Genomic DNA, 26184 nt, shown 5'->3' on the forward strand with positions numbered 1-26184 from the left:
CTCAGACCGTCGCTACTCGGCCGGCGTACCGCTGCATCCAGCCCGTTCCGGCGCTGTCGGTGATCACCACGTCGTAATAGCCCTGCCTCGTCGGCCAGTTGACGACCATCGACTTCCCGCCGGCCACGTTGTAGTGCCGAGTCCCGCCGGCGTAGTCGTTCGCTGTCAGGGTGTATTGGATCGCCCGCCTGCCGTCGTTGCGCAGGGTCAGCCGTACCTTGGCGTCCGGGCCGGTGACGAGTTCAGCGTCCACGCTCGGGATCGCGACGTTGGTCCGGCCGACGGGAACGACCTGTCCGGCGAAGGATCGCAGGAAACCGTCCGGCCCGTAGACGGAGAAGGCGTACTTCCCGCCGGACTCGTTCGCGTCCCAGGCGTACTGGCGCGGGTTGGAGGCGGAGACGGTGAACGGCGTGTTCGAGAAGTCGAGGTACTTGTCCGGGAAGACCTGAAGGCTCACGGCCTTGCCGTCCGGACCACCGGCCAGCGTCATCGACGCGGTCACCGTGCCGGCGGCGCGGTCCTCGGTGAGCGTGGCGTGCGGGTGGAAGGAGAGGCCGCGTGGCTTCATCCCGCCCTCCGGGAACGACGGCGGCGTTCCGTTGACCGGATCGGCGATCTCCACGGGGCCCGGCCGGGGATGGGCGAAGTCGAGCGCGCTGGTCAGGTCACCGGCGATCGAGCGGCGCCAGTCGGTGATGTTCGGGCAGGTGAACGGCTTACCCAGGTGCTCGGCCCAGGTCTCGAGGAACCTGACGACTGACGTGTGGTCGAACACCTCCGAGGCGACATGGCCGCCGCGCGTCCAGGGCGAGACCAACAGCATCGGCACCCGCGGGCCGAAGCCGTAGGGGGTGGTGCCGGAGAACTCGCCCGCCGTGCCCGGCTCGGGGCGCGGCGGCAGCACGTGGTCGAACTTCCCGTCGTTCTCGTCGTAGGTGATGATCACCAGGGTGTGGTTCCAGATGTCCGGGTTGCTCTGCAGCGTCTGGAGCACCTTGTTCATGTAGCGCTCGCCGTGGACGGTGTCGAAGTTGGGGTGCTCGCTCCACGCCGCTGGCATAACGACCCACGAGACCTCCGGAAGCGGGTGCTCGGCGCCCGGCTTGCAGGCCGCGATGAGGTCCCTGAGCACCGCGTCGAGGTTCTCCTCGGAGTCGTCGTTGGGCGTTGTCGCGCCCGAGTAGACGAAGGAGTTGGCCTTCCAGATCTTGCCGGTGCCCGGCGCGAGGTCCTCCTCGCTCGCGATCCGCGGGTCGAACGCCTGGAAGCTGTTCGTCACGTTGCAGCCGTACTCGCCGACGAAGCCGCTCTGCAGGCTGCGGCCGACACCGTTGCCGCTGTTGTCGGAGTAGACACGCCAGTTGATGCCGGCCTGCTCCAGTTGCTCGGGCACCGTCCGCCAGGTCCGGGTGTAGTTGTTCTGCCCGGCGTTGGAGGTCTCGCCGCCTGCCGTGCCGGACATCAGGTAGTACCGGTTCGGGATGGTCGGCCCGTGCAGCGAGCAGAAGTTCATGTCGCAGACGGTGTACTGGGAGGCGAGCGAGTACATCCACGGCATGTGGTCGGGTGTGTAGTACCACATGCAGTGATCGCCCTTGTCCTTCACCCAGGTGTTCCAGCGGCCGCCGTTGGCGCCGTAGAAGCTGTGGTTGTCACCCCAGGTGGCGGTTGAGACGGCCGGCGTCACGATGTTGCCGTTGGCGTCGCGCTGCTGGAAGACGTTGGTGCCGTCCTGGAACTTCAGCACCTGCTTGTCGCTGTGCCCTCGCGCGCCCGGCAGTTGGCCGAGGTAGTGGTCGAAGGAGCGGTTTTCCTGCATCAGGACCACCACGTGCTTCAGGTCGGACATGTCGCCGTTGAAATCCTCTGGCAGGACGTAGTCGGCGGCACGCGCGTCCGTGGCGCCGGCAACGTTGGCGATGGAGCCGACGGCAAGCGCGCCGAGGGCACCCGCGGCGGTCTGGAGCGCTCTGCGCCGCGTGACTCGGAGTTCACGGTGGGGGCTCTCGGAGGACGCGGGTTCGGTGATGGTGGACGTCATCAGTGGGACCTCTCGGGAGAAAACGCTGAGAAGGGGAGGGGGAGGAAACGTCGCAGTGGAGGGCGGGGTCAGGGGACAGCGACCGACGCGCGTCGTCCATGGGCCGCACCACCGCATGACCTCCGAGAACGGACTGCGTCGCGGCGAGGTGCCCCCGGCCGAGCGGAAGTGAACAACGCGGCGAGGTGCCGTAGCTGACGCCGCGCGCCCGCCAGGGATTACGGGACAGCCCTTAGCCGGCGGACTTCGCCTCGGACCTTTCGTGAGATGACCTGCTGGAAGCCGGCAGTGTCTTTCCTCTCCGACGGCGCGGCCGTGGGACCAGCGCCCGGCACCGGGCGACTGGCCGCCGCCAGGATGGCCTTCTCCGGGCCAGCCGCGGGCCTCGTCGACAGTGCGTCGTTCGGGCCAGGGTTGGGGGTGAAAGCTGCATCTGATGCGGTAGCTGCCTCAGATTTCAGCGGCGCGACTGAGGAGCTCGTCGTGGCGTCCAGTGCGGCGGCCCCGCTCACCATGGCGAATGGAGCCGCGGTAAGTAGCGCCGTGCAGATGGCGATACGGGAGAGGATGCGTTCCGTTCCGTTCCGTTCTTGCGGACAAGCTGCTTGGTCCTCTCGCCCCGGCCCACCCGCGTTCTCCGGGGTGCGCTTAACTGGTTGGTTACCGATTGCGACAGGCATGCGATGTCGCTGTAGGCATTCCTATGTTGATCGGGCATTGAAGAACACGGTACCAACCGGGTGGATTAGGTAACCAGGCCAAAGAGGACGTGATGATTGACACCGTTTAACCAGGGCTGTGTGAAGCAGGCGACGTTTCAATAACGCCCTGTTGGAGGACCTGTAGGTCGTCAAACTGCCTCAAACCGCGGCATGTTCACGCTCCATCATGCTCTTTCCTCGTTCACATGGAATTGCGAAGAGTGCCGGTATGAGGGAATTTGATTCGGCGACTGAGGCAGTGGGTATCTCGCGGCCCGGGCCGAGGACCTGAAGCAGCCACCAGTGGCGGCGTCCGGTGAGGATCACGATTCGTGCAGCGGCTGAGTTACTCGATAGGGTGCCAGGTCACGACCGCACCCGTTCGATCCACGGGCCGGTCAGGGCTCTGCCGCAGTCGGTGGCACCTCCACGGCTGCCGTACTGATCCCTGCCTGCCCGGGCCCTGGAATACGGGGGCGATCCTCACGGCGGGGCAGTCGGGCCCCGACCGCCGGGTCAGGAGGAACGAGTGGCACAGGTCATCGCCGAGCTCTCACGGACGTTCAACGAGTTTCTGCTCTTGCCCAACCGGACTCGGACCGATTGCTCGGCTGCGACAGTTGACCTGCGCACGCCCTTGATGCGGCACATCGCGGGAGAGGTGCCGGCGATCGAGCTGCAGTCCCCGTTCACGTCGGCGATCATGCAGGCCGTCAGCACACCCGATCTCGCGATCGCGCTCGCGCGCGACGGTGGTCTCAGCTTCCTGCACCACAACCAGCCGATCCATGACCAGGCTGCAGCGGTTCGCCAGGTGAAGAACTTCAAGGCCGGATTCGTCACCAGCGACACCAACGTCCGCCCCGACGACAGCCTGAGCCTTCTGGTCGACGTCATGCGCCGTACCGGTCACAGCACCGTCGCGGTCACTCACGACGGGACCGCCAGTGGCCGTCTGCTCGGCCTGGTGACCTCCCGGGACTTCCACCCTCAGCGCCATGACCTCAACGGACCGGTCAGTGGGCGGATGACCGCCATCGCCGATCTGGCCCATGCCGGGCTCGATATCACGCTTTCCGAGGCCAACGCGCGGCTGTGGGACGAACGGCTGGACTGCCTCCCGGTACTGGATACCGAGGGTCACCTGCAGCATCTGGTGTTCCGTTCCGACTACACGGACAACAAGCGCTTCCCGAACCAGCTCGTTGACGCTGCCAAGCGCCTGCGCGTGGGTGCGGGTATCAACACCCACGACTATCAGGAGCGTGTCCCGGCCCTGCTGGAAGCGGGCGTGGACGCGCTGTGCTTCGATTCGTCCGACGGCTACAGCGACTGGCAGGCGCAGGCTCTGACCTGGGTGAAGAAGCAATATCCGGAGGTCCCGGTCGGTGGCGGCAACGTGGTCGACGGCGAAGCGTTCACCTTTCTCGCCGAGGCGGGGGCGGACTTCGTCAAGGTCGGGGTCGGCGGCGGCTCCATCTGCATCACGCGGGACCAGAAAGGCATCGGCCGCGGCCAGGCCAGCGCCGTGCTGGACGTCGCGGCGGCCCGGGATGCCTTCCGCGAACGCACCGGCGAGTACGTGCCGATCTGCTCCGATGGCGGGCTGGTACACGACTACCACGTGGCCCTGGCGCTGGCGATGGGGGCCGACTTCGTCATGATGGGGCGTTACTTCGCACGCTTCGACCAGGCGGCCGGCGCGAAGCTGCCCACTCGCGACGGCTTCGTGAAGGAGTACTGGGGTGAGGGCTCGAACCGGGCCCGCAACTGGCAGCGCTACGGCCAGGGAGGCCAGGGGTTGGTCTTCGAGGAAGGCGTGGACGGTTACGTCCCCTACGCAGGCGACCTCAACGAAGGGCTCGCCCTGACCATCGCCAAGCTCAAGACCACGATGGTCTCGTGCGGCTCCAAAACCCTGCCGGAGTTCCAGTCCACGGCCCGGCTGACCCTCGTTTCAGACCAGAGCTTCCAGGAGAGCCACGCCAACGTCACCCTGCGGGACACCCCGGCGACGGTCTCCTGACAAGCTGCCGGGTTTCGCGGCCCGCTGGCGTTTGTTGTAGCCGGCGTCCTGCGGGCGGATCCGATCCTGAAGGAGGCTCTTGGCGGAGCGCGTTCATGCGCGGGGCGCGTCGGCGGTCGGGAGTCGCTCCGTACCGGCGCCGCGGCCGAAGGGCAGGAAGACGGTGCGGGTCGCGAGGAGCCAGATACCGTCGACGTTGCGGAACCTGTCCTCGTAGTGGCCCAGTTGGGTCGGGAGGCGGGGCTCGATCATCCCACCGGTATAGCCGTCGACCCGGTACGTCGTCAGATACGAAATGGAGCGGGCCGTCATCGTGGACTCCACCGTGACAAGGATGTTCGTCATCAGACGGCGTGAGAGCCTGTCCGCCGGGCGGGAGGCGAAGTAGGTACGCAGGGCCTCACGGCCCTCGATACGGCGGTCGCCGTCGGGCCAGTGCCAGACGCCATCAGGCGTGAACAGCTCAGACACTGAGCTCGGCTCGCCGAGGTCGAGACGGTGGACGAAGTCCACGATGATTCGCTCGCAGGCGCGTTCCGCAAGCATCCGGTCGACCGGGGCGATCATCTCGTTGTCCATGCCTCTGACTATCAGCCGCACCACGCTGCCCGACAACTCTTTTCCTCGTAGGCGGAATGGTGAGTTCACCAGCGGTTACCCGGAGGCCGAACCCAAAGGGCCGGGCCCTACAGACCACGCCTGTCAGGGACGTAGTCCGAAGGGCCTCATGTGACCCGGCAGAAACAGTCGGTGGAACGGACTTGTGCAACCGCCCTTTGACACCGCACTGTTGGCCGGTATTCGTTCATACGGTCAGGAGTCCCGGCTTGTCCTCCCACACCCCCGCTCCCACGCCTGCCCACGTCGTCGACCCCGTCGGCGGCTGCCCGCACGCTGTGAACGCAGACCTGCGGGCCCGGGGGCCCGTTGCGGACATCGTCCTGCCCGGCGGGGTGCCCGCAGCGGTCGTCCTGGGACACGACGCGCTCAAGGAGTTCCTCTCCCACCCCGACGTGGCCAAGGACGCCCGCCACTGCCCGGCTCTGAACGACGGCACGATCCCCGAGGACTGGCCGCTGCGGGTCTTCGCCAACGCCCAGGGCATGCACACCGCCGACGGCGCCGACCACCGCCGGCTGCGCTCCCTCGTCGGCAACGCCTTCAACGCCCGCCAGGTGGAGCGGCTTCGGCCGCGTATCGAGGAGCTGACCGCCGGCCTCCTCGACGACCTCTGCCGGGCCGCCGCCGCGGACCCGGACGGCATCGCGGACCTGCGCACCCACTTCGCGCTCCCGCTCCCGATGAGCGTCATCTGCGAACTGCTCGGCGTGGACCCCGAGCACCGTGACCGGCTGCACGACCTCACCTACACGGTGGTCGTCGCCACCGACATCACCCCGGCGGAGGTGATGGCCGCCGTACGCGAGCTCGTCGAGCTGCTCGGCACGATCGCGGCGGCCCGCCGGACCGCCCCCGGCGATGACCTGACCAGCGCCCTGATAGCCGTCCGCGACGACGGCGGCGACCGGCTCAGCGAGGCCGAACTCATCGGCATGATGCGCCTGATGCTGGTGGCCGGCCACGAGACCACTCTCAATCTGATCAGCAATGCCGTACGGGCAATGTGCGCCCACCGTGACCAGCTGGCGCTGGTCCTGGAGGGCAAGGCCACCTGGTCGGACGTGGTGGACGAGACGCTGCGCTGGGACGGCCCGGTCAGCTGGTTCCCCTTCCGCTACCCCACCCGTGACCTGGCCCTCGGCGGCACTGTGATCCCGCAGGGCACCCCGGTCCTCGCCGGCTACACCGCCGCCGGGCGTGACGAAGCCTTCCACGGCCCGGACGCCGACTGCTTCGACGTCACCCGTCCCGGCGCGGCCCGTCACCTCTCCTTCGGCCAGGGCGTGCACTACTGCGTGGGCGCGCCGCTCGCCCGCCTCGAGGCCACGATCGCCCTGGAACGGCTCTTCACCCGCTTCCCGGACCTCGACCTCGCCGTCCCCGAGGCCGAACTGCCCCGCCAGCGCAGCTTCATCGGCAACAGCGTCGAAGCGCTCCCGGTCCGCCCGGTCCGGCGCTGAGTAGCCTCCCCGGCTCACCCCGGCCCGTGTCCGTCGCGGGTTTCGGAACCTCCGCGCTCTCTCAAACGCAAGGCCGCCACGGTTCACCTGCACGGGTGGCACGGTCTGCGGGACCGTCACGACCTGGTGGGGCAACGACCACGAAAGCGTCAGGTGCGGGATCAAAGAACATCTGCCGGCACTTGCCCCGGAAGCAGAGCGAAGGGCCTGCACCGCGCAGAAGCCGTCCGTTTAGTGGGCGTGGGCACTAAGGGTTTGGCCGCCGGGTGATGGTGACCGGTGACCTGTGGTCCATGCGGCCGCCGCTGAATCTCGCCGCGCGGCCGCCCCAACTGCCTGGCTGCGCGGCTTCCGTCGGCTGGTGGAGCGGTCTACGGCTCCGCGAGCACGGCCAGGCGTCAACCTCGATCCCGACCCGGATGCCCGCACACTGTGTTGAAGCAGTGAGCTGGCTGGGCCAAAGCCATATCCGGAACCTGGCCGGCGATCGCGATCAGCGCACCCGAGCCGCCACGGCGTGGCTGTAGCCGTTGGTCGAAGGTCTGTCCTCGGGGCGGAATATGTGGCGCACCGTCACGACCTACGGCTCCGGGTCCCAGGCTACGCGGACGTGCCCGGGATGCGCGGATTGTCGCGGACCGGTCCGGGGACACGACCCGGTTCCGGCCCGCTGCGCGCCGAGTTGTCCGCGAATTCCCCCGGAATTGTCCGTGATCGGTAACGGACGCATCCAGTGGCCGCCGCCCCTCGTCCTGCCAGGTGGTCGGACGGCGACCAAGGATCGGCGAGGAACTGCGGGGAAGTGGGGCGGACATGGCACGGCACGGCGGCGGGCGGGTCTGGTACGGCAAGGTGGTCGGGGCGGCGCTCGGGGTGACGGTGCTGGCCGCCGGTGCCTCGGTGTGGACCGCGCAGGCCGGTGCCGTGGGCGGCTCGTCGCCCAAGCCGGCCGCGTCGGCCACGCCGGGCAGTGACGTCAAGCCTGTGGCGGTGACCATCGCGCACGCCTCGGACAAGGGGGCGCACGGCGTCAACATCACCATTGACGACGGCCCCGACCCTGTGTGGACCCCTCAGGTGCTCGACGTGCTGCGGGAGTACGGGGTGAAAGCCACGTTCTGCATGGTGGGGACGCAGGCGCAGGCCCACCCGGACCTCGTGAAGAAGGTGGTCGCGGCCGGGCATCGGCTGTGCGACCACACGGTGTCGCACGACACCACCATGGACACCAAGTCCCAGGCCTACCAGTCGCAGCAGATACTCGACGCCGAACGCCTGATCACCGAGGCGTCCGGGGGTGTCAGGCCGATGTACTACCGGGCACCCGGCGGGGCCTTCACCCCTTACAGCCGCAAGCTTGCCGCCTCTCGGGGCATGCGCCCGTTGGGATGGAACGTGGACTCCAAGGACTTCGAGCGGCCGGGCACGGACGCCATCGTCGCCACCGTCGAGCGGGAGCTGCCCAACGGGCCAACGCTCCTCTTCCACGACGCGGGCGGTGACCGCTCCCAGACCCTCGAGGCCCTGCGCCGGATTCTCCCCTGGCTCAAGGAGCAGGGCTACTCCTTCGGCTTCCCGGCGCGCTGAGCCCGGGGCGAGCCCTCGTCGGGTCACGGCGTTGGAGGTCCCGGCCCCGGCAGCGCAAAAACTTGCCAGTTCGGCAATCTTGCATTTTCGGCAATATTTTCTCTATGGTGTTCGCATGGCACCTGCAGAAGAGGCCCGCACCACCGGGCAGCCCGGACTCCGCGAGCGCAAGAAGCGGCAGACTCGGGTCGCGCTGAGTCAGGCGGCGATCCGGCTGTGCGTCCTGCACGGTTGGGCCGACGTGACCATCGAGCAGATCGCCGCCGAGGCCAACGTCTCAGTCCGCACCTTCCGCAACTACTTCGCCGGCAAGGCCGAGGCGATCGCCGCCAGCCACCTGGAGCGGATGCACCGGGTGGCAGACGACCTGCTCGCCCGTCCGGCCGGAGAACCGCTGTGGGACTCGCTGCTCCACGCCGTCCTTGGCCAGTTCGTACCGCCGGAGGACTCCGCGCCGCAGAACGAGCGTTGGCACGAGGGGGTGCGGCTGATGCTGGCCGAACCCGCGCTGGCCGGTGAGATCGTCAAGGCCAACGCAGCCGCCCAGCAGGAGCTGGCCAAGGCCGTCGCGCGGCGCACGGGCACCGACGCCGAACGCGACGTCTACCCGAAGACGGTCGCGGCCGTGGTCTCGGCCGGCAGCGCAGTGGCGGTCGAGCACAGCCTGCGTGCCGGCGAGACCGCTCCGCTCGGCGCGGTCCTGGCCCAGGTCTTCGAGCAGCTCGCTGCTGGCCTGCCCGTCCCGTAGCAAGAGCAGCGACCCACTTGCTTCCGGTGCCGCCCCTTCCCGTTCGTACCAAGGAGACCTGACCGTGACAGCAGATGTGATCATTGTGGGAGGCGGCCCGAACGGGCTCATGCTGGCTTGTGAACTGAGCCTGACCGGCATCCGTCCGATCGTGCTGGAGCAGCTCCTCCAGCCCAGCACTGAACCCAAGGCCAACGGCCTGCTGGGCCAAGTGGTGCGTCTGGCCGACCACCGCGGCCTGTACGAGCCGCTCAGCGGCAGCCAGGAGTCCCCGCGGCCGAACTCCGCCTACTTCATGTTCGCGGCCATGGGCCTCGACCTCGGCCTGCTGGACGCCAGCCCGGTCTTCGGCCTGGCTGTCCCACAGCACCGCATCGTCCAAGTTCTGGAGGAGCGCGCCCATACCCTCGGCGTCGACTTACGGCGTGGACACCGGGTCAGCGCCGTCACCCAGGACAAGGGCGGCGTCACCCTCGACGTCACCGGCCCCGACGGCGACCAGCAGCTTCGCGCCCGCTACGTGGTCGGTGCGGACGGCGCGCACAGCGTGATCCGCAAGCTCTCCGGGATCGCCTTCCCAGGCGTCAGCTACGATCGCCGCACCAACCGCACCGCCCACGCCACCGTCCCGGCCGACTGGGTCGACCCGGTCAACGGCGCCCTCACCATTCCCGGCCATGGGCCGGTCCTGCCCTTCCTGCCCCACCGCACCGACCAGGGTGGCTTCACCTACGCGCCCTTCCCCGGCCAGCCACCGCTGGTCAGCACCACCGAGTGGGACCAGCCCGCCACCAACGAGCCGATGACCCTGGCCGAAATGCAGTCAAGTATCCGCCGGGTCCTCGGCGTCGACCTGCCGCTCGGCCCGCCCGACGGACAGGGGCCTCACGTGCTGCGGCGGCTGGACGGCGGCAACACCCGGGTCGCCGACCGGTTCCGCGACCGCCGCGTCTTCCTGGTCGGCGACGCCGCCCACGTCTACACCTCCGGCGGTGGCCCCGGGTTGAACCTCGGCATGCAGGACGCCGTCAATCTCGGCTGGAAGCTCGCCGCGACACTGCGCGGCACCGCCCCGTCGGGCCTGCTCGACACCTACGACACCGAGCGCCGTCAGGCCGCCCGCCGCATGGTGCTCAATGCCGAGGCACAGTCCGCGCTCACCGCGCCGGGGAGCGATACCACCGCCCTGCGTGAACTCTTCACGGAACTGCTCGCCCAAAAGCAGGTCGTCCAGCACCTCGCCGACCTCACCGCGGGCACCGACGTGCGCTACGACATGGGCATCACCGACCCCCACCCCGCAGTCGGCTACTTCGCACCCGATCTGGAGCTGGTCACCGGGACGGAGAAGCTTCGGCTCGCCGAAATCGCCAGGAACGCCAGGCCGTTGCTCATCGACCTGACCGAGGACCAGTCACTGGCAACAGCACTGACGGACGCGCGGGACGTCATCGACCTCGTCATCGCGCAGCACGGCCCGGCAGGCCTCACCGGCCTGCTGATCCGCCCCGACGGCTACGTGGCCTGGGCCTGCGGCACAACCCACCCCGACCCGGCTGAGCTGGCTGACCTGCGGGCGGCCGTCCAACGCTGGTTCACGGTCTGAGCAGCAGCCGCCCGCTGAAGGCGCCGATCAAGCGCCTGCCGGACCGCGGGCTCGTCCGCGAGGGCCACCGCGCCGACATGGTGCTCTCCGACCCGGACACGGTGGCGGCGGGCTCGACGTTCGAGGCGCCGCGCACCCTGCCGGTGGACATCCCGCACGTGCTGATCGACGGGCGGTTCGTCATCGAGGACGGCCACCGCACAGACGTGCTCGCGGGCCGGTCCGTGCGGTGTATGCCCTCTGCTGACTAGGCCTGGGGCTCCGGGAGTTCACATCCCTTGCGGCTCAGGTCGAGCTTGCTGCCGTCGACGACGCACGGCACGATCCCGTAGGTCTCCTGCGCGTAGCGCGCGTTGTAGCGGACGGTGATGAGCCCCTTGCGGTCGACCTCGCAGGGGTTGTTGAGCGTGCACTGCTCGCCGTCCTCGTTATGGGTGTTGTTGACGGCGATCACGCGTCCGGTGTGGTCGTCGATCACCGGGGAGCCGGAGGTACCACCGATGGTCTCGCACCCGGGCGTGTAGCGCACCGAGTCCTTCCAGGTCCACCAGTACTCCTTGACCTGGTCCACGAAGCCGTCGACGGAGCACTTGTACTGCTTCTTCCAGTACCCCGACACCACGGTGATCTCGGTGTTCTTGCGCGGGTGGCGCGGGTCGAGCAGCAGTGGCCGTACGTGGTACTTGCTCTCGATCTCGGCGTAGGTGGTGGTCGTCCGGTACAGCGAGACGTCGGTGTCGGTCATCGTCGCGTACGAGATCTGGTCGGCTTGGAGTGTGCCGAGCACCCCGGCGTCCTCGTCGAGGAGCTTGAACGTGCGGGTGGACGGCCGGTCCACGATGACCTGCCCGGCCTTCGGGAAGCCGCCTTCGATGCAGTGCCCGTTGGACATCACGAGGGCGGGGTCGTCGGGCTGTGACTGCGGGGTGCGCACGACGGAGCCGGAACAGTTGCTGAGCGCGACGGTGCCGGCGAACGTGACGGGCGCGTCGTTCGGTCTCGCGCGGGTGCCGGAGTCCCCGCCCGCGGTCCCGGCGATGGCGGGTGCAGCGCCCGCGCCGACCAGGGCGAGCGCGAACGCCGCGCCGGTGAGCGCCTTGCCGATCTTCGGTGAGCGCCGTGTCGTGTGTGTCATCGGTGCCTCAGGTGACATTGGGTGGAGCCCCCTTGCCGACGCCGGGTGTGACGTCTGTAGCCGATGGTTGCCGTGCGCATTCTTCGGTGCCGAAGGGCGGCGGGACAAGGGGTGGGATCAATTCCGTTTCCTGTCGCGGTCCGCTGGAACGGCGGACGCGGTCACTTGCCGGGCCTGGTGCACATACGGATCCGAACTCGTATACCTGGCCACCGACTTGGTGTTTCCTCAGGTCACGTCGGCTCCGGCGGGGTCGCCGCAGCGGCGGGCCGGGGGGAGGGGGCAAGCGCGTCCGCGGTGCGGACCCAGGACAACTGGATCGGCTACCTCGCGGCTCAGAGGGCGTTAACAACGGCTAACACAGGGCCCGCGTGCCGGCGGATCGGGTCGGCCAAGGGGAGACTGTCATCCAGTGAGCTCTGTTCGGCAAGCCGCCGGGGCTACTTGGGTTGGCGGCTGTGCAGTGGCAGAGCGGCAAGCGTAAGCAGAATGGCAAGTCCGAGCAGCACGATCGCCTCGGGCACGGGCTGCCTGGCGCGCCAGAGCTGGACTGACAGCCCGATCCAGGGCACGCGCAAACGCGCTACGCCTTGGAGCGCCGTGGGACGGATCGGGACGGAGTCGGGTGCGAAGTTGTCGTCACCTTTGGTGATCAGGTCGTTGTTGGGAAGTACGTGGTAAACCCGATGGGTGAGCAGATGGCCAGGTCGGGTGGGGTCCTGGGCCAGCACGATCTGGCCCACCGCCGGTGTGTGGTTGCGCGGTGGTGGCTGGTAGAGAACGACGTCGCCCGGCATGAGGGCGGGACGCATGGAGCCGGACTGCACCACGCCCGCTGTCCAGCCCAACGCCACCATGGGCAATTGCGCCCACAACAGCAGCCCGACCATCGAGCTGAGCACGGTACGTGAGATTGCCGTGGTGACCACGCGGATCGGGTGCGGGGCGCCCTTCTTGGCCGTGGGTCGGAGGGGCGCGCCGGCGGCCAGGTCACCTCGGAGAGTCACTTGTGTTCCCGTGCTTCCCAGGTGAAGGTCACCTCGTTTGTGGTCACGCTTTGCGAGGTGTTGGGTGCGCTCCGGCTGAACTTCCACACGAAGCGGAAGCTCAGTGAGTTTGGTGGCTTGCCGGGCAGGGTCCAGGGGCCCACGCCGGTGCGGAAGTCGGTGTGCAGGGCGACGAACTGGTCCAGGGTGCCGTCGAACGCAGTCTTCTGCGGACTGAAGCCTTTGCAGTCGCCGAAGGTGCCGCCGCTGCCTACCTCGATTGTGAGGTTGATGAAGGATTGGAAATTTTGGGGCCAGTTCGGTGAGTTGCTGTACAGCTTGAGTGCGGTGGGGAAGTCGGCGTTCGACACGATCCTGATGCAGTTGGAGCCTCTGTCGCCGGGGTGCATGTTGTCGATGCGGAACATGGGCACCCTGCTGTCGTTGGCCAGCCCCGCAGAGCCGGAGCCCCACACGTTGCCGCTGTTGCTGGTGGTCCCACTCCAGTCGGCGTTGGTGGCACTCCAGACCAGAGCACCGCTGACCAGCAACCCGAGCGGAACGGGCATCACCTGTGCCAGCACGTTCAGCCAGGGACGCCCCATTACCCACTCCGTTCAATTTCGGGTATTTTTGCAAATATTGTCTCATTCTGTCTTATCTGTGGCGATGCCGCTCTGTGTAGGGATCCGGGCTGATGGCGTCAGCGCTCCGTATCGTGGTCACGTCCGTTGGAGTCTGGAGTGGTGTATTGATGGCCACTCGGTGATCTCGGTCTTGAGGGACGGTCCGGATTTCACCTTTGGCCAGAGATGAGGAACAAAGTGGCCAGTACCTCCTGCACCATGGCGATACCGAGGGCTGCGCATGCTGTCATGCCGGATACGAGGATCGCCGCGAGGCACCGCCGGCAGGTCGGCTGGCGCGGTGTGACATCGCGTCTCCTTCGGTCGTGCCGTGGGTCCGAGGTGGGTCCGCTCACTCCCCGGAATGGCGGACGTCGTCCCGTTGTCCGGTGACGGATCCTAGGCTTCTGAGTGCGTCAACAAGCTGCCCGTCAGCACCGCCGTACGGGTGATGCAACTGCTGCTGGGCCCTTCGGGCGACAGGGGCCGGGGTGGCCGACAGGCTCTTGAGGGCACCGCCCGCGATGCCGCCGGCGGTGCCAGCCTCAAGACGATGAGGCTGCTCCCGGCCAGCAGCGCGACCGTCCTGATCCAGGCGGCGATCTCGTGCAGCCCGGGCCGTCGAGCCCGGAGGGCATGTCGATCTCGTCGATGTTGGCGGCCCCGTCGAAGAGCGGCCGGCAGTGCGCCGTGCCCCCGAACTCCTCCCAGGCGCTGTCCGGATCGAGGTAGTCGGTGCGGCGGCGGTGGAGGACGTGCCACTCGCCGTGGAAGAAATCGAAGTCGTGCGGGCTGCTCATCGACGGTCTCCTGTCGTGCCCTCGGGGAGGGAATCGCTCATGTAAGCCTGGAGATCGGGGACTTCAGGGGACAGTATGTGCCGCACCCAGGCGTCCCTTTCGTGCAGGATCGGCGGCAGCTCCCAGACACATCCGATCCACGGCCGGTCGGGGAGGACGAAGTGCGCCGGGTCGCGGTCCGGGCAGTCGAGCGCCGGCTGGCCCGCCGCCGCGCCCCTGAAGTGCAGAACGTTGTCCCACACCCAGCTGTAGGCGTTCAGATAGGCGCCGTCGTCCCCTCCCCGGTGCAGCACGACGAACGTCGCGGGCGGTGTGCCGTCCGGCTCCGGCAGCAGCTCGGGCAGGATCGCGTACGCCGCCTTCTGCACGTCGGGTGCGATACCGGCCGGGTCGGCGGTGACGTGGTAGCGCTTGATCCACCGGCCCGCCACCTCGATCGGCGGTGGCACGGTGAGCAGTTTCTCCATGAAGGCCATGACAGGACGCTAGGCCCGCTTCCCTGACATCCTGTGGCAGTGAAGTCCAGCCGACTCGTCTCCATCCTGCTGCTCCTGCAGACCCGCGGTCGGATGACCGCCGCGCAGCTCGCCGAGGAACTGGAGGTCTCGGTGCGCACGGTCTACCGGGACATCGAGGCGCTGCACACGGCCGGCGTCCCGCTGTACGGCGACGCAGGGCACTCGGGCGGCTACCGACTGCTCGACGGCTATCGCACTCGCCTGACCGGCCTGACCCTGGGCGAGGCCGAGGCGCTCTTCCTGTCCGGTGCCCCCGGCCCGGCCGCCGAACTCGGCCTCGGCCCGGTGCTGGCCGCCGCCCAGCTCAAGGTCCGTGCCGCGCTCCCGGCCGAGCTGCGCGCCCACGCCGACCGCATCAGTGGTCGCTTCCACCTGGACGCCCCCGGCTGGTACGCGGACGCCGACGATGTTCCGTATCTGTCGGCCGTCGCCGAAGCGGTGTGGAACAGCCGTGTCCTGTACGTCCGGTACCGCCGTTGGCGCGAACCCACGGATGTCGAGCGGCGCCTGGAGCCGTACGGGCTCGTACTGAAGGCGGGCCGCTGGTACGTCGTTGCTGGAACCGGAACCGGAACCGGAACCGGCCCGCGCACCTTCCGTGTTGACCAAATCCTTGAACTCGTCACCGACGAAGAGGAGTTCTCCCGCCCCGGCGACTTCGACCTGGGGGACTTCTGGGCCGCGTACCAAAGAGACTTCCACGAGCGGCTGCACCGAGGTGACGCGGTCGTCCGACTCGCACCGGGCACCCGCCTGACCGGCCCGGCGGCACGAGCGGCGGAGGTCAACGGCCGTACGGACCCGGATGGTTGGATCGTCACCACCGTCCCCATCGAGTCCGTGGACCGTGCCCACGACGAGTTCCTGCGCCTCGGTACCGCGATCGAGGTGTTGGAGCCGCCCGAGCTGCGCGCACGTATCGCCGCTACCGTGACGGCACTTGCGCGGACCTACGCATAGCGCTGCGGGGACGTCCGGCATAGCCACCCCCTATACCCGGCATTGGTAGATCGCCCGTTGTTCCGGCGGTGTTCGCGGGCGAGGGTGGCGGGGACGATCCCACCGGCTGCGAAGGAGCAGGGTATGGCTGTGGCACCGGGAGACACGCGGTTCGAGGTGGCGGGACACCTGACGGAGAACTTCATCGGCGGGCAGTGGGTCGCGGCGCAGTCCGGGCAGCGGCGTGCCGACCTGAACCCGGCCGACCTCTCCGACGTACTGGGCGAGTTCGTGGAATCAGGGGGCGTCGATGTGGATCTGGCGGTCGAGGAGGCTCACAGGGCGCTCGACCACTGGCGTGGCATCGGGCCGATCGAGCGGGCCGCCTTCCTCACCAGGGCACTGCGCATCCTGGAGGGCGTTCCGAGGAGCTGGCGTACGCGATCACCCGTGAGCAGGGCAAGCTGCTGAAAGAAGCGGCTGGTGAGGTTCAACGGGCGAAGGCTGTACTGGAGTTCACAGCCGGGCAGGCGCGTCGCCTCGGCGGTGTGACGGCCCCCGCGGAGGAGGAGCGGACCTTCGCGTACACCTTCCTGGCGGGCAGGCCGACCACCACACAGCTGCTGGTGGAGCCGGTCCTCGAGGAGCGGCTGGTCCTGGTGGCACGTGCCGGGCATCCGCTGGCCACATACGCGGGACCGCTGGAGCCGCACCTGCTGGCGGGCGAGCGCTTCCTGATGCGGGAGCCGGGTTCACACACCCGCACCGAGCAGGAACGGGTCCTGGACGAGTGGGGCCTCGCGGAGACGGCGTCACGATCGGATGTGTGGGGCCCGGAAGCGGTCAAGCAGTGCGTGGCGGCGGGGCTCGGCCTCGCGCTGATCTGATCTCCGAGCACGCGGTCGTGGACGACGTCGAACGCTCCCGGGCCCTGACGGTGCTGCCCGTACGACCGGAACGGACACCTCGCCCGGTCTCGCTGGTACGGCGCCGTCACCGGCTGCTGTCCCCGGCCGAGCGGGCCTTCGTCCGCCTGCTGCGCTCCCCCGACGGGATATGGCCGCGTGAACTCGATCACGGTGCACGGGAGTTCTCGGATCGCGAGGCTTTTGGTGGCGAGGCGGAGTTCACCGCCGAGCCGACCTGAGGCCTCCGTCGACCCGGTTCTGAGATGACCGGTCAGTCGGCGGTGGCGTTCCGCCGATTTCGCAGAGTGAGGCCGAGTGCGTGCAGCGCGGGCATGGCGTCGACGAGAGCGGCACGGTGGCCGGCAGGCAGGGTGGCGAGGGCATCGGCGAAGAACTGCGCCCAGGCGTCTTCGATCGGTGCCATTCCATGGACGGCGTCGACTGTCGGGTGCAGTTGCACGGCTCGGCGGTCGTGCGGATCGGGTTCTCGGCGCGGATCAGTTACTGGGCGATCAGGCCGCGCACGGTGGTGCTGACGTTGCTTGTGTGGAGCCCGAGTTCGCGAGCGAGGGCGCTCGTTCCCGCGCCGGGTGAATCCAGCACATAGCGCAGGACTTCCAGGTCCGATGGGGCAAGGGGTGCAGATCGGCCTCGGTTGCGCCGCGCAGCCGCAAGACACGGGCGAGGGCGTAGAGAGCCGGGGTCAGCTGCCTGGCTTCGCGCAGCAGGTCTTCATGGTCAGGTGCTGGGTCGATTCCCTTCTCTCCAAAGACAGCTGAGGGGACGGATATCCAGTGTCGTCGACAACTGCGCAGCCCTACTGTTCGGTTCCATGGATGACACCATCACCACCGCCCCGCCGCGGCTGACCCGACTCACCTTCCACGGTCCCCTTTCCGAGGACCGGGCCACCAGGATGATGCGCCGGCTCACCGACCGAGCCGTCCCGACGGCCCCGACCACCGTGCTCGACATCGGCTGTGGCTGGGGCGAGTTCATGCTCCGTCTCCTCGAGGCGACGCCCGGCGCGACCGGCGTCGGCGTCGATCTCAATGAGGACGACCTCGCCCGCGGGCGCGCCAACGCCGAGGCCCGCGGGCTGGCCGAGCGCGTCCGCTTCGTCCAGGAGTCCGCCGTCGACACGGGCCAGGGCCCCGCTGACCTCGTGCTCTGCTTCGGCGCCAGCCACGCCCTCAGTGACGCCGAGCCGCCCGAGCACACCACTGCCGCCCTGCGTGCTCTGCGTCGCCTGGTCGCCCCGGGCGGCCGTGTCCTTCTCGGCGAGGGAATCTGGCAACGTCCACCCACTGCGGGTGAGTTGTCGGACATGTGGCCGGAAGCCTCGTCCTCCGAGTTCCACGACCTCGCCGGCCTCGTCGACCGCGCGATCGACGCTGGTTTCCGCCCCGCCTGGATCGAGACCGCGAGCCGGGACGAGTGGGAGGACTTCGAGTCCGGCTACCAGTCCGACGTCGAGGAATGGCTCGCCGCCCACCCCGATCACCCCCTGGCGAAGGAGACCCGCGACCGCGTCGACCGCCACCGAAGCATGTGGTTGCGCGGTTATCGCGACGTCATGGGCATGGCCTACCTGACTCTTGTGCCGGTGAGCTGAGGGGCGGGACGCCTGGATACCTCCTCCTGGCCATGCCGGGGAGCTCGTTGTTGACAGGTCTGGTTAACGACGTTAGCTTCTAGCTAACGCTGTTAGCCAGAACTGAGGATGTCATGACCGAGTACCTTGTCGTCGACGGTGGCACGATCGCTTACGAGGTGGCGGGCTCCGGCCCGCTGGTCGTTCTCGCGCACGGCATGGGCGACAGTCGCGCCGCATACCGTGCTGTGATCCCGCAGCTGGTGGCGGCGGGCTATCGGGTTGCCGCGGTCGATCTGCGCGGCTGCGGCGAGTCCGGCGTCGAGTGGACGGCCTGGAGCCGCACCGCCATCGCCGGCGACCTGCTCGCCGTCATCCGCCACCTGGGCGGCCCTGCCGTGCTCGTCGGCCACTCGGTCTCCGGCGGCGCCGCCACCATCGCCGCGGCACAGGACCCCTCGCTGATCATCGCGGTCGTCGAGTTGGCGCCGTTCACCCGCAAGCAGTCGATCCGCCTCGGCGACCTGCGAGTGAAGCGCTTCCGGCAGGGCATGCTGCGGCTGCTCGGCTCGGGCATGCTCGGCAGTGTGCCGCTCTGGCGCTCGTACCTCGACGTGGCCTACCCCGGCGTGAAGCCGGCCGACTGGAACGAGCGGCTCAGCCGCATCGACTCCCTGCTACGCGAGCCGGGCCGGATGAAGGCCATGCAGAGCATGGGCCGCATCGCCCCGACCGACGCCGGCGCCCAGCTCGGCAACGTACGCTGCCCGGTCCTGGTCGTGATGGGCACGCTCGACCCCGACTGGGCCGACCCGCACGCCGAGGGCTCGGCGATCGTAGATGCCCTGCCGTCCGGCCTCGGGCACCTCGAGATGATCGAGGGCGCCGGGCACTATCCCCACGACCAGTTCCCCGACCAGGTGGTCTCGCTCATGCTCGCCTTCCTCGAATCGGACGCCGCTCGTGCCTAAATGATCGATTCCAAGGAGTCAGCGAATCGTAGGCGGTCAGCGAGCGTAGGACGGACACGGGGAGTGCGATCGCGAGGGTGTCCAACTCTGCCTTTGCACACTGACGTTGGACGTGCTCGCCGCGTGCGCACAGTCAATCCGTCCGAATCGATCAGTCGGCGGCGACCCCCGTGTTCTGGCAGGCGGTCAGCAGCCAGCGGCCGTCGTCCTGCTTGGTCATCACATACAGCGGGGCACCCTCGCTCTCGTCATCCGGGCTCAGGTAGCGCTGACGAACCTTGACCGCCGCGACATCGGGGCGGATGAAGAGCACGTGGACCACCTCGTAGCTGACCTTGCCGTCCCAGTTGGCTGCAGGGAGCACCTCTCGGGTGAACTCCGATATCGCGTCGAGTCCGATGAGAACCTTGCCGTGGGCTGTCGTCCAGACCGCTTCGGGGTGGAAGAGAGCGAGAAATTCATCGGGGTCCTTGTGCTGCTGGGAGTGCTCGACGGTGGCAACGACCTGCTTGACGGCTTCGATGTCTGCGGCGTACGCCTTGGATTCCGTGGTCATGTGGACCATGATGCAACCTCAAGCATGGTTGAGATCAAGAGAATTATCGGTCCAAGGGATCGGCTGCACGAATTCGGTGAGGAGGTGGGCAGGCCAAGGTGTTCGTGCAGATCGCGGACGCGGAACACCTTCTGCGGGTACTCGTTGAACGCGGTCACGATGCGCTGGTAGACGGTAGCGCTCTCCGCAAGGGCCGGTTCATGGCCGGAAGGGACGAGATCGTCGATGACCTTGCGGGTGGCGGCCCGTTCGGCCAGACGGGCCTCGGCCAGGGCGGTGGTGAACTGCTCGATCGGTGATCACCAGGGACGGGTCTTCTAATCGTCTGGACCGCTCCCTCACCTGGCAGCGCAGGATCTCCTGGATCCGCTGGTGTTGGGGCACGGGCGGCGCGGGCGACCCAGTAGCCGGAGCGGCCGCTGTGGTCACCGGGCCCGCCGATAAGTCCTGCACGTGCGACCAGGAGTCGATCGGCCAGAGCCGTCCGGGCGAGCGTTTCGCAGGCAGACTTGGCCTCGCCGTACAACTCACGCTCGACCCCTTCTTGCTCTGTGGCGGGCAACAGGGCGGCGGACTCGTCCGCGCCGGGCTCGCCATGGGAGGCGTACGCGCTGACCGAGGAGACATAGACCCAGTGATGTGCCCGCGCACCCAGGGCGGCAACAGCTCTCCGTACGAAGCCGGGTTGCCAGGACACCTCAAGCACAGCATCCCATTCCCGGCCGGGCAGGGACGCGTACGCGGCAGGGTTGCGCCGGTCCGCGGCCACCAGGCGCGCCCCTTCTGCCACGGGCCCGCTGTCGCCACGCGCCAGGCATGTCACCCGGTGGCCGCGGTCGAGGGCCTGACGGGAGACTTCACGCCCCAGCCAAGCCGTACCGCCGAGGATCAGGATCTCCATGCGCTGCATGGCGGAACTCAGTCAGCACGGCCCGATCACACCAAGAGCTTCTGCCGTCGGCAGAACCCGCACCACCCTGCTCGCCGTCCTGGAGGCCGCCCTCGGACTCAGATCACTGGAACTTGTCCGACGGGTCGTCCGGGCGGTCCGCCGTGACCAGCCACGACGTGCTGCGCAGCCGGACCGTCCCGTCCGCCGCCTCGTGGCCGCGCAGATGATCCGTCAGGGTGCGGCGGGCGCGGGCCTGGGCAGGCCCGTCGGCCCGCTCCATCAGGTGGCGACCGGGGCCCGTGTTCAGCAGGAAGTCCGCCGCGTCTTCGGCTCCGTGCCCCCATACGCCGTACGCCTGCGCATGGTTGATGGTGATGTCGGTGAATCCAGCCGCGGTGAGGACGTCACGGATGCGGTCCGGGGCGGCCAGTGAGAACATGCCGGGCAGCCCCGGCTGCCCGAAGTCGCCGACCGGAAGGAAGCCGCGCAGTGATGCCACCGCCGCCACCCAGTCGTTGAGCGTGGCGTCTGCCGGGCAGACGAACGCCAGGCGCCCGCCGAGTCGCAACGCCTGGCGGACGTTGTCGAAGGCCGCTACAGGGTCGGCGAAGAACATCACCCCGTAGCGGCTGATCGCCGCGTCGAACGCGCCCACCTCGAAGGGGTGTGTCTGCGCGTCGCCTTGCGTGAAGGAGACGTTGGCGATGCCCTCCTGCTCCGCGCGCGCCCGGGCCTCGGCCAGCATCGGCCCGGAGAGGTCGAGGCCCAGTGCGCGCCCTCGAGGTGTCCGGAGCGCGGCGAGGCGCGTCGTCTGCCCGGAGCCGCAACCGAGGTCGAGGGTCCGGTGGTCCTCGGTGACTCCGGCGGCGTCGAGGAGCGGCTCGTTGAAGCCTTCGTTCACGGCGTTCCAGCGGTCCTGGTTGCGGGCCCAGTGGACGCCTTCGGGGCCGTTCCATGCCTGTGCCTGCTCGGTGTTGACCATGTCTGGCACGGGTGCCTCCTGTGGCGACTGACGGGAAATGGGCCTGTGCCCAAACAGTATGGGCGCATGCCCAAACTCGCAATCACCGCTAATATCCGGGGTGTTGTGCGCCTTGAGGGCGACGTAGGCGAAGTGGAAGAGGGCCCCATGTCACCGCGCGGAGTGGCGACACCGGACGTACGCGAGCGGCTGTTCGCGGCAGCCGAGCGCGTCGTGGAAAGAGACGGCCCCGGCGCACTCACCAGCCGGTCCGTCACGACTGAAGCGGGCTGCGCCAAGGGATTGCTGCATGCGCATTTCGCGGGGTTCGATGAGTTCGTGGCCGAGCTCTGCCTTGACCGGTTCGCGCGGACGGCGGCGAAGGCGCAGGCACTGTCGGGGCTCACTGGGCAGGGCACGGTGGCGCGGAACCTCGATGCCGTCGCCCTCGCACTGTTCGACTCCGGCGGCCCCGCCATATCGGGCCTCGCCGTGACCCGTCCCGCCGCCACGCTGCGCATTCGCGAGGCCCTGGAACGCGGGGCGCCCGGCTTTACCGCGATCCAGGAGGCCATCACCGGCTATCTGAAGGCAGAGCGGGGGCTTGGCCGGGTGGCGGAGACCGTCGATCCGTGCTCCGTGGCCCTCGCCATAGTCGGCACCGCCCACCACCTCCTGATGACCGGTCGGCCGGGCACACTTGATCCACGGCCCACTATGGCGCGCCTGGTGGCCGCGTTGGTGGACGGTCAGAGCGCCACAAGGAGTTGAGTTGCCGACCTGGGGGATCCGCTGCGAGCGGCTGCCGTGTCAGTGGCAACCCATAGTGGCGGCGACCTTGTTCAGAACAGCGCGCTTGATCGCCGCGTACTGAGCATCCGTGCCCGAGGCGAATACGTGCACATACCTGCTCCCGCGGCGCTCGGCGCACAGCAGAGCAGTGGCGGCGTCGCGGTCGTAGCGGAGATCCTCATCCGTCAGCTTCAGGGGCTCACCGGGCGACACCAGCACTTCGGCCCGCACGCCGGTCGGCGAGAACGCGTCCAGGGTCGCTTTGTCACGCAGGACAACTGCCGAGAAGAGTCCCAGGTCGAGCTCGCCCTCGCCGTCTTGAAGCACCGAGCACCTGCTGACCGGAGCGTCACCGAAAGCACCGAGTTGGGACACCTCCCCGCGGGCCCACCCCCGAACAGTCCTGGCGTCTGTCACGCCGCAGGGCGACTCTTCGCGAGAGAGACGTACCGGCTTCAGCGCGGGCCAGTCGAAACTGTCCGGCACGGGAAAGGGCTTGCCGCCGCATTTCTCGACCTGGGAATTTCCGACGGCGAGCAGAGTCCTGGTGGCGAGGTCCGCAGCAGCGCGCCGGTCCGCTTTCGCGCCGGGCACGATGACGGTCACCAGCTTGTTCCGGCACTGCGGCAGATGGAGCCAGCCGTCCACGCGGTCACCGTTCACTTTGATCATCCCGGGCAGAGCATGGGGCAGTGAGAACCTGCCGAGGTTCCACCACAGACGCGACTTCAGAGGTGTCTTCATCACGGTGGCGCTGAGCTGCCAGTCGCCCTTCCGCACCGTGCATTCCGGGTCGCCCCAACCGTCCTTGTCCTCCGTGACCTCCCAGGCTTCGTCGCCAGACCGAGCGGCCCTCGTCAGCAGCGACCGGTCGATGGAGCCCCAGCACGTGCGGTCCGGCAGGCCGCTCCAGGGCCACTTGTCGTTCACCGTGGCCCAGGCAGCGATGATCAGCGCGGCCGTTCCCAGTGCGGCAGTTACCCGGAGCCACTTGGCGCGCAGGACGGTGCTGCCCGTCTTCCCTGGAAGTTCACGTTCCCCCATAGCTGCTGAACATAGGACTTGATCCATTGACACGGCATACGCCTCGGGCCCTGGACGACGAGGCGCGGGCCACCTCTGGCATGCCTCTGGAGGAGTTGGAGAAGGTCCAGGCAGTCGTAGTCGGCTTGGCCGACGAGGTGCCCGAGCGTTTGGGACGGTACGTCACCGCTGGCGCTCGGCACATCGTCACGGGTCTCAGGGCCCTGCGCCTGCGCTCCCGGCGCCAACAGCTCGAAAGGATCGCGGACTGCTTCGGAAGGCTCCTGAGCCTTCCCGGCGGCTGTGGTCAGACTTCAGGGAAGACGAGCTCGGGGTTCACACCGTCGGCGAGCAGGAAGTACCCGAAGAAGGTCACGTCCTCCTCCTGCGCGTCGAAGCGTGCGATGCGCACGCCCTCGGGCTCGTAGAACACGTCGCCGGGCCTGAGTACGGTCTCGGGCTCGCCCTCGATCTGGTAGACCGCGCCGAGCCTGTCTGGATGCGGCCGAAGACCGGCCCGTTGTGGATGTGCAGGCCCCCGGGGCTGCCAGGACGAATACCGCCGCTGCAGACCACCGGTCGAATGCGCTGTCGCCTGGCTCGTCCACACGGCAATCGCCAACTCCACTACGACTGGGGGCTGTAGTGTCCGTGATGATGGACGGACGGGCAGCAGAACCTCAGCCGCCGTGGGATGCCATGGCTGCGCTGGTGCGGGCGGCGCGGTCAGGCGATGTGCTGGCGATGGACGAGGTGCTGACCGGGGTGACGCCATATGTGACCCGGTTGTGCCGGCCGATCGCGCTGTCGGATTGGGAGGATGCCGTCCAGGAGGCGTTGACCGCGGTCTTCGTCGGAATGCGGGGACTGCGCGATCCGCAGGCGTTCTACGGGTGGGTGCGCACCGTCACCGTGCGGGAGGCGGTGCGGGTGGCGCGGCGAACCGCCGTCGAGCGGGCCGTCGATCCCGACGGAATCGCCCGCCTGCGCGGTCTCGTCGTCGGTGACGGTCAGTTGTCGGCACAGGTACGGGACGTGCTTGCGCGGATGCCTGTGCATCATCGCGCCGTGCTCGTACTGCGCGAGCTTGAGGGGCTTGATGAACGAAGTGCGGCCGAAATGCTGCGTATCGCACCGGGCACGGTCAAGTCCCGGCTGCACCGCGCCCGTTCGGTGTTCCGGAAGGCGTGGGGGCAATGAGCGTTGATGCCGTGACCCGGCTGCGGCTGCTGGCTGCGGGTCTGCACACCACGTTGTACGCGGAGGAGCGCCTGGAGCTGCCGTACGACAAGGTATGGGCGGTCGCCTCGGATCTGACGGGCGAGCTGCCCCACCTTGTGCCTCTGTTGCGTGAGTTCCGCGTCCCGCCCGGTGACGCTGATCGCAAGCGCGCCTTGGCGGTGGGCCCGTTGGGCTGCCGCAGCGCTTTCGACGTGCGGCTGGCTCCCGGCTGGTGTCTGATGCAGTCGCGACTCGTGGTGGGGGGTATGGCCGCCGTGCCTGAGGGCGACGGCACGCGCTTCGCCATGCTCGGCGCGGCGCGTCCCGCCGCCCTGCGGCCGGTTCAGCGGGCGTACGCTCTCGGGTCCCGCCGCAGCCAGGCCTTCATCCGGAAGGTCGCGCTACGGGTGGCCTTGCGCCCGTAGTCGTTCAACGACCGGTCGCGAACAGTTCCCTCATCGCCCCGGCGACCATGTGAGGGCTCTCCCGAGGCAGGAAGTGACCGACGCCTGGCACGATCCGTACGGTGAGATCGTCCGCGTGGCTCTCGCCCCCGGCCAGCATGGACGGAGGGATCACGTTGTCCCGCTCACCACCCAGCAGCATGGTCGGGACGGTCAGCCGCTGCCCTCGCCACATGCCGTGCAGCAGCGCCGGGACCTCGTGGACCACGTACTGCCAGAACATGGCCTGCCCGGCATGTGCGCTTGCCTGGGCCGCGGCGCTGAACTCCGCGAGCTCGTCGGCTTGCCAGACCGACCGGTCGGCGACCTGGTGACGCAGCAGGAAGCGGCAGAACGCCGGCCAGCGGCGCAGCACGGCTCGGCCGATCACCGGATACTCGACGAAGGCGGTGTACCACTGCCGCCACAGGTTCGGGAGGATGGCCCGTTGCCGGGCCCACGGGTGCGCCATGTTGAGCGCCAGGTAACCACGGAACCGCTCCGGTGCCCGCAGACACAGTCGGAATCCGACGTGGGCACCCCAGTCGTGTCCGACCAGATCCACACGATCAAGCCCGAGTGCGTCCAGCAGTGCGAGCATGTCGTCGGACAAGCCATCGATGTCGTAGCCTCGCCGGGTCTGCTCCGACCAGCCGAAGCCCCGCAGATCCGGGCAGATCAGCCGTCGCTCCGCGCCCGACAGGACGGCGACCCGGTGCCAGGCGTACCAGTGCTGCGGGAAACCGTGCAGCAGCAGGACCGGCGACCCGGTCCCGTACTCGGCGACATGCAGCCGAACACCGCGCACCTCCACCCAACTGTGCTTCGCACCTTCGGCGTTCGGAAGTGGCCTGTCGACGGCTGCCTTGACCGAGGTTGTGCTCGATGTCATGGGAAACGCCTCTCGCCTTCGGCGGGTCTCCTTGAGGATCCGCTTCGGTACGCCAGGAGGCAGGACCGAGCCAAAACGTTCCGTCGTTTTTCCTTGGGCCGGAGCAACTTGCCGGCGTCAGCAGGGAGGCACAT

General features: G+C 68.4%; 28 protein-coding genes and 3 pseudogenes. 17 read left to right on the top strand and 14 right to left on the bottom strand.

The annotated features are described in order from the left end of the window. Nucleotide 1: 1 nt before the first annotated feature. Nucleotides 2-2044 carry an alkaline phosphatase family protein gene (locus tag ACWDEX_RS20360; protein ID WP_450465033.1) on the bottom strand — a complete coding sequence of 681 codons (2043 nt, stop codon included), beginning with the start codon at nucleotides 2042-2044 and terminating at the stop codon, nucleotides 2-4. Nucleotides 2045-3274: 1230 nt separating this feature from the next. Between ACWDEX_RS20360 and ACWDEX_RS20365 the strand changes: the two genes are divergently transcribed. Next, nucleotides 3275-4771 (top strand): IMP dehydrogenase, encoded by a 1497-nt coding sequence (locus ACWDEX_RS20365; protein ID WP_450465034.1) that lies wholly within the window; start codon nucleotides 3275-3277, stop codon nucleotides 4769-4771. Between the two features lie 93 nt (nucleotides 4772-4864). Here the strand turns inward: ACWDEX_RS20365 and ACWDEX_RS20370 are convergent, their stop codons facing one another. Next, the gene (locus ACWDEX_RS20370; protein WP_450465035.1) at nucleotides 4865-5350 is read right to left on the bottom strand and encodes a nuclear transport factor 2 family protein; all 486 of its coding nucleotides are present in this window, start codon (nucleotides 5348-5350) and stop codon (nucleotides 4865-4867) included. A 248-nt stretch (nucleotides 5351-5598) separates the two neighbouring features. On the opposite strand from ACWDEX_RS20370, the gene ACWDEX_RS20375 reads away from it, so the two are divergent. The 5 genes and pseudogenes from ACWDEX_RS20375 to ACWDEX_RS20395 all read left to right on the top strand — a co-directional run. After that, nucleotides 5599-6852, top strand: coding sequence for a cytochrome P450 family protein (locus ACWDEX_RS20375; RefSeq protein ID WP_450465036.1), 1254 nt, complete (start codon nucleotides 5599-5601; stop codon nucleotides 6850-6852). Nucleotides 6853-7665: 813 nt separating this feature from the next. Continuing rightward, nucleotides 7666-8439: a polysaccharide deacetylase family protein gene (locus ACWDEX_RS20380; RefSeq protein WP_450465037.1), complete on the top strand. Its 774-nt coding sequence runs from the start codon at nucleotides 7666-7668 to the stop codon at nucleotides 8437-8439. A 115-nt stretch (nucleotides 8440-8554) separates the two neighbouring features. Further along, nucleotides 8555-9187 (top strand): acyl-CoA-like ligand-binding transcription factor, encoded by a 633-nt coding sequence (locus ACWDEX_RS20385; protein WP_450465038.1) that lies wholly within the window; start codon nucleotides 8555-8557, stop codon nucleotides 9185-9187. 64 nt (nucleotides 9188-9251) lie between these two features. Continuing rightward, nucleotides 9252-10793 carry an FAD-dependent monooxygenase gene (locus ACWDEX_RS20390; protein WP_450465040.1) on the top strand — a complete coding sequence of 514 codons (1542 nt, stop codon included), beginning with the start codon at nucleotides 9252-9254 and terminating at the stop codon, nucleotides 10791-10793. A gap of 2 nt (nucleotides 10794-10795) precedes the next feature. After that, nucleotides 10796-11044: pseudogene (locus tag ACWDEX_RS20395) on the top strand (D-aminoacylase); the annotation flags it as partial. On the opposite strand, the gene ACWDEX_RS20400 reads toward ACWDEX_RS20395, so the two are convergent. The 5 genes from ACWDEX_RS20400 to ACWDEX_RS20420 form a co-directional block, all read right to left on the bottom strand. Next, nucleotides 11041-11898 (bottom strand): S1 family peptidase, encoded by an 858-nt coding sequence (locus ACWDEX_RS20400; protein WP_450465113.1) that lies wholly within the window; start codon nucleotides 11896-11898, stop codon nucleotides 11041-11043. The pseudogene ACWDEX_RS20395 and the gene ACWDEX_RS20400 sit on opposite strands and share 4 nt — an antisense overlap. Before the next feature lie 470 nt (nucleotides 11899-12368). Further along, nucleotides 12369-12935, bottom strand: coding sequence for a signal peptidase I (locus tag ACWDEX_RS20405; protein WP_450465041.1), 567 nt, complete (start codon nucleotides 12933-12935; stop codon nucleotides 12369-12371). Then, a complete protein-coding gene (locus ACWDEX_RS20410) occupies nucleotides 12932-13519 on the bottom strand; it encodes a hypothetical protein (RefSeq protein WP_450465042.1) in 588 nt (195 codons plus the stop codon). Before ACWDEX_RS20410 ends, ACWDEX_RS20405 begins: the two co-directional genes overlap by 4 nt. A gap of 566 nt (nucleotides 13520-14085) precedes the next feature. Beyond that, on the bottom strand, nucleotides 14086-14340 hold the full coding sequence (locus ACWDEX_RS20415) for a hypothetical protein (protein ID WP_450465122.1): 255 nt from the start codon (nucleotides 14338-14340) through the stop codon (nucleotides 14086-14088). Continuing rightward, on the bottom strand, nucleotides 14337-14816 hold the full coding sequence (locus ACWDEX_RS20420) for a hypothetical protein (RefSeq protein ID WP_450465043.1): 480 nt from the start codon (nucleotides 14814-14816) through the stop codon (nucleotides 14337-14339). Before ACWDEX_RS20420 ends, ACWDEX_RS20415 begins: the two co-directional genes overlap by 4 nt. Before the next feature lie 39 nt (nucleotides 14817-14855). On the opposite strand from ACWDEX_RS20420, the gene ACWDEX_RS20425 reads away from it, so the two are divergent. The 5 genes and pseudogenes from ACWDEX_RS20425 to ACWDEX_RS20445 all read left to right on the top strand — a co-directional run bounded on the left by ACWDEX_RS20425 (nucleotide 14856) and on the right by ACWDEX_RS20445 (nucleotide 16944). After that, nucleotides 14856-15818 carry a helix-turn-helix transcriptional regulator gene (locus tag ACWDEX_RS20425; RefSeq protein ID WP_450465044.1) on the top strand — a complete coding sequence of 321 codons (963 nt, stop codon included), beginning with the start codon at nucleotides 14856-14858 and terminating at the stop codon, nucleotides 15816-15818. Between the two features lie 123 nt (nucleotides 15819-15941). Beyond that, a complete protein-coding gene (locus tag ACWDEX_RS20430; protein ID WP_450465045.1) occupies nucleotides 15942-16268 on the top strand; it encodes an aldehyde dehydrogenase family protein in 327 nt (108 codons plus the stop codon). Then, nucleotides 16265-16327: pseudogene (locus ACWDEX_RS20435) on the top strand (hypothetical protein); the annotation flags it as partial. The gene ACWDEX_RS20430 and the pseudogene ACWDEX_RS20435, both read left to right, overlap by 4 nt. 18 nt (nucleotides 16328-16345) lie before the next feature. Then, a complete protein-coding gene (locus ACWDEX_RS20440) occupies nucleotides 16346-16684 on the top strand; it encodes a LysR substrate-binding domain-containing protein (RefSeq protein ID WP_450465115.1) in 339 nt (112 codons plus the stop codon). 17 nt (nucleotides 16685-16701) lie between these two features. Continuing rightward, the gene (locus ACWDEX_RS20445; RefSeq protein ID WP_450465046.1) at nucleotides 16702-16944 is read left to right on the top strand and encodes a hypothetical protein; all 243 of its coding nucleotides are present in this window, start codon (nucleotides 16702-16704) and stop codon (nucleotides 16942-16944) included. Between the two features lie 32 nt (nucleotides 16945-16976). Here the strand turns inward: ACWDEX_RS20445 and ACWDEX_RS20450 are convergent, their stop codons facing one another. Further along, entirely contained in the window at nucleotides 16977-17129 is a 153-nt protein-coding gene (locus ACWDEX_RS20450; RefSeq protein ID WP_450465047.1) for a hypothetical protein, read from the bottom strand. Between the two features lie 408 nt (nucleotides 17130-17537). Between ACWDEX_RS20450 and ACWDEX_RS20455 the strand changes: the two genes are divergently transcribed. Further along, nucleotides 17538-18320, top strand: a complete 783-nt coding sequence (locus ACWDEX_RS20455) for an SAM-dependent methyltransferase (RefSeq protein WP_450465049.1) — start codon at nucleotides 17538-17540, stop codon at nucleotides 18318-18320. A gap of 113 nt (nucleotides 18321-18433) precedes the next feature. Beyond that, nucleotides 18434-19270, top strand: coding sequence for an alpha/beta fold hydrolase (locus tag ACWDEX_RS20460; RefSeq protein WP_450465051.1), 837 nt, complete (start codon nucleotides 18434-18436; stop codon nucleotides 19268-19270). Between the two features lie 151 nt (nucleotides 19271-19421). Here the strand turns inward: ACWDEX_RS20460 and ACWDEX_RS20465 are convergent, their stop codons facing one another. Beyond that, complete coding sequence (locus ACWDEX_RS20465) at nucleotides 19422-19826, bottom strand: SgcJ/EcaC family oxidoreductase (protein ID WP_450465052.1); 405 nt, start codon at nucleotides 19824-19826, stop codon at nucleotides 19422-19424. 98 nt (nucleotides 19827-19924) lie between these two features. Here ACWDEX_RS20465 and ACWDEX_RS20470 point away from each other — a divergent pair, with 98 nt between their 5' ends. Beyond that, entirely contained in the window at nucleotides 19925-20125 is a 201-nt protein-coding gene (locus ACWDEX_RS20470; RefSeq protein ID WP_450465123.1) for a hypothetical protein, read from the top strand. Nucleotides 20126-20202: 77 nt separating this feature from the next. Here the strand turns inward: ACWDEX_RS20470 and ACWDEX_RS20475 are convergent. Both ACWDEX_RS20475 and ACWDEX_RS20480 read right to left on the bottom strand, forming a co-directional pair. Next, nucleotides 20203-20727 (bottom strand): annotated as a pseudogene (locus ACWDEX_RS20475) (NAD-dependent epimerase/dehydratase family protein); the annotation flags it as partial. Nucleotides 20728-20839: 112 nt separating this feature from the next. Next, a complete protein-coding gene (locus ACWDEX_RS20480) occupies nucleotides 20840-21709 on the bottom strand; it encodes a class I SAM-dependent methyltransferase (RefSeq protein WP_450465053.1) in 870 nt (289 codons plus the stop codon). Nucleotides 21710-21847: 138 nt separating this feature from the next. Between ACWDEX_RS20480 and ACWDEX_RS20485 the strand changes: the two genes are divergently transcribed. Further along, nucleotides 21848-22450, top strand: coding sequence for a TetR/AcrR family transcriptional regulator (locus tag ACWDEX_RS20485; RefSeq protein ID WP_450465116.1), 603 nt, complete (start codon nucleotides 21848-21850; stop codon nucleotides 22448-22450). 39 nt (nucleotides 22451-22489) lie between these two features. Here ACWDEX_RS20485 and ACWDEX_RS20490 read toward each other — a convergent pair whose 3' ends face one another. Next, on the bottom strand, nucleotides 22490-23515 hold the full coding sequence (locus tag ACWDEX_RS20490) for a hypothetical protein (protein WP_450465055.1): 1026 nt from the start codon (nucleotides 23513-23515) through the stop codon (nucleotides 22490-22492). A 286-nt stretch (nucleotides 23516-23801) separates the two neighbouring features. After that, complete coding sequence (locus tag ACWDEX_RS20495) at nucleotides 23802-24116, bottom strand: hypothetical protein (protein ID WP_450465056.1); 315 nt, start codon at nucleotides 24114-24116, stop codon at nucleotides 23802-23804. Nucleotides 24117-24193: 77 nt separating this feature from the next. On the opposite strand from ACWDEX_RS20495, the gene ACWDEX_RS20500 reads away from it, so the two are divergent. Together ACWDEX_RS20500 and ACWDEX_RS20505 are read left to right on the top strand one after the other, a co-directional pair. Next, nucleotides 24194-24694: an RNA polymerase sigma factor gene (locus tag ACWDEX_RS20500; protein ID WP_450465057.1), complete on the top strand. Its 501-nt coding sequence runs from the start codon at nucleotides 24194-24196 to the stop codon at nucleotides 24692-24694. After that, a complete protein-coding gene (locus ACWDEX_RS20505) occupies nucleotides 24691-25140 on the top strand; it encodes a hypothetical protein (RefSeq protein WP_450465058.1) in 450 nt (149 codons plus the stop codon). Before ACWDEX_RS20500 ends, ACWDEX_RS20505 begins: the two co-directional genes overlap by 4 nt. A gap of 4 nt (nucleotides 25141-25144) precedes the next feature. Here ACWDEX_RS20505 and ACWDEX_RS20510 read toward each other — a convergent pair whose 3' ends face one another. Then, nucleotides 25145-26050, bottom strand: a complete 906-nt coding sequence (locus tag ACWDEX_RS20510) for an alpha/beta fold hydrolase (RefSeq protein WP_450465059.1) — start codon at nucleotides 26048-26050, stop codon at nucleotides 25145-25147. Nucleotides 26051-26184: the final 134 nt, after the last annotated feature.

Source organism: Streptomyces sp. NPDC001020 (genome assembly GCF_053599115.1).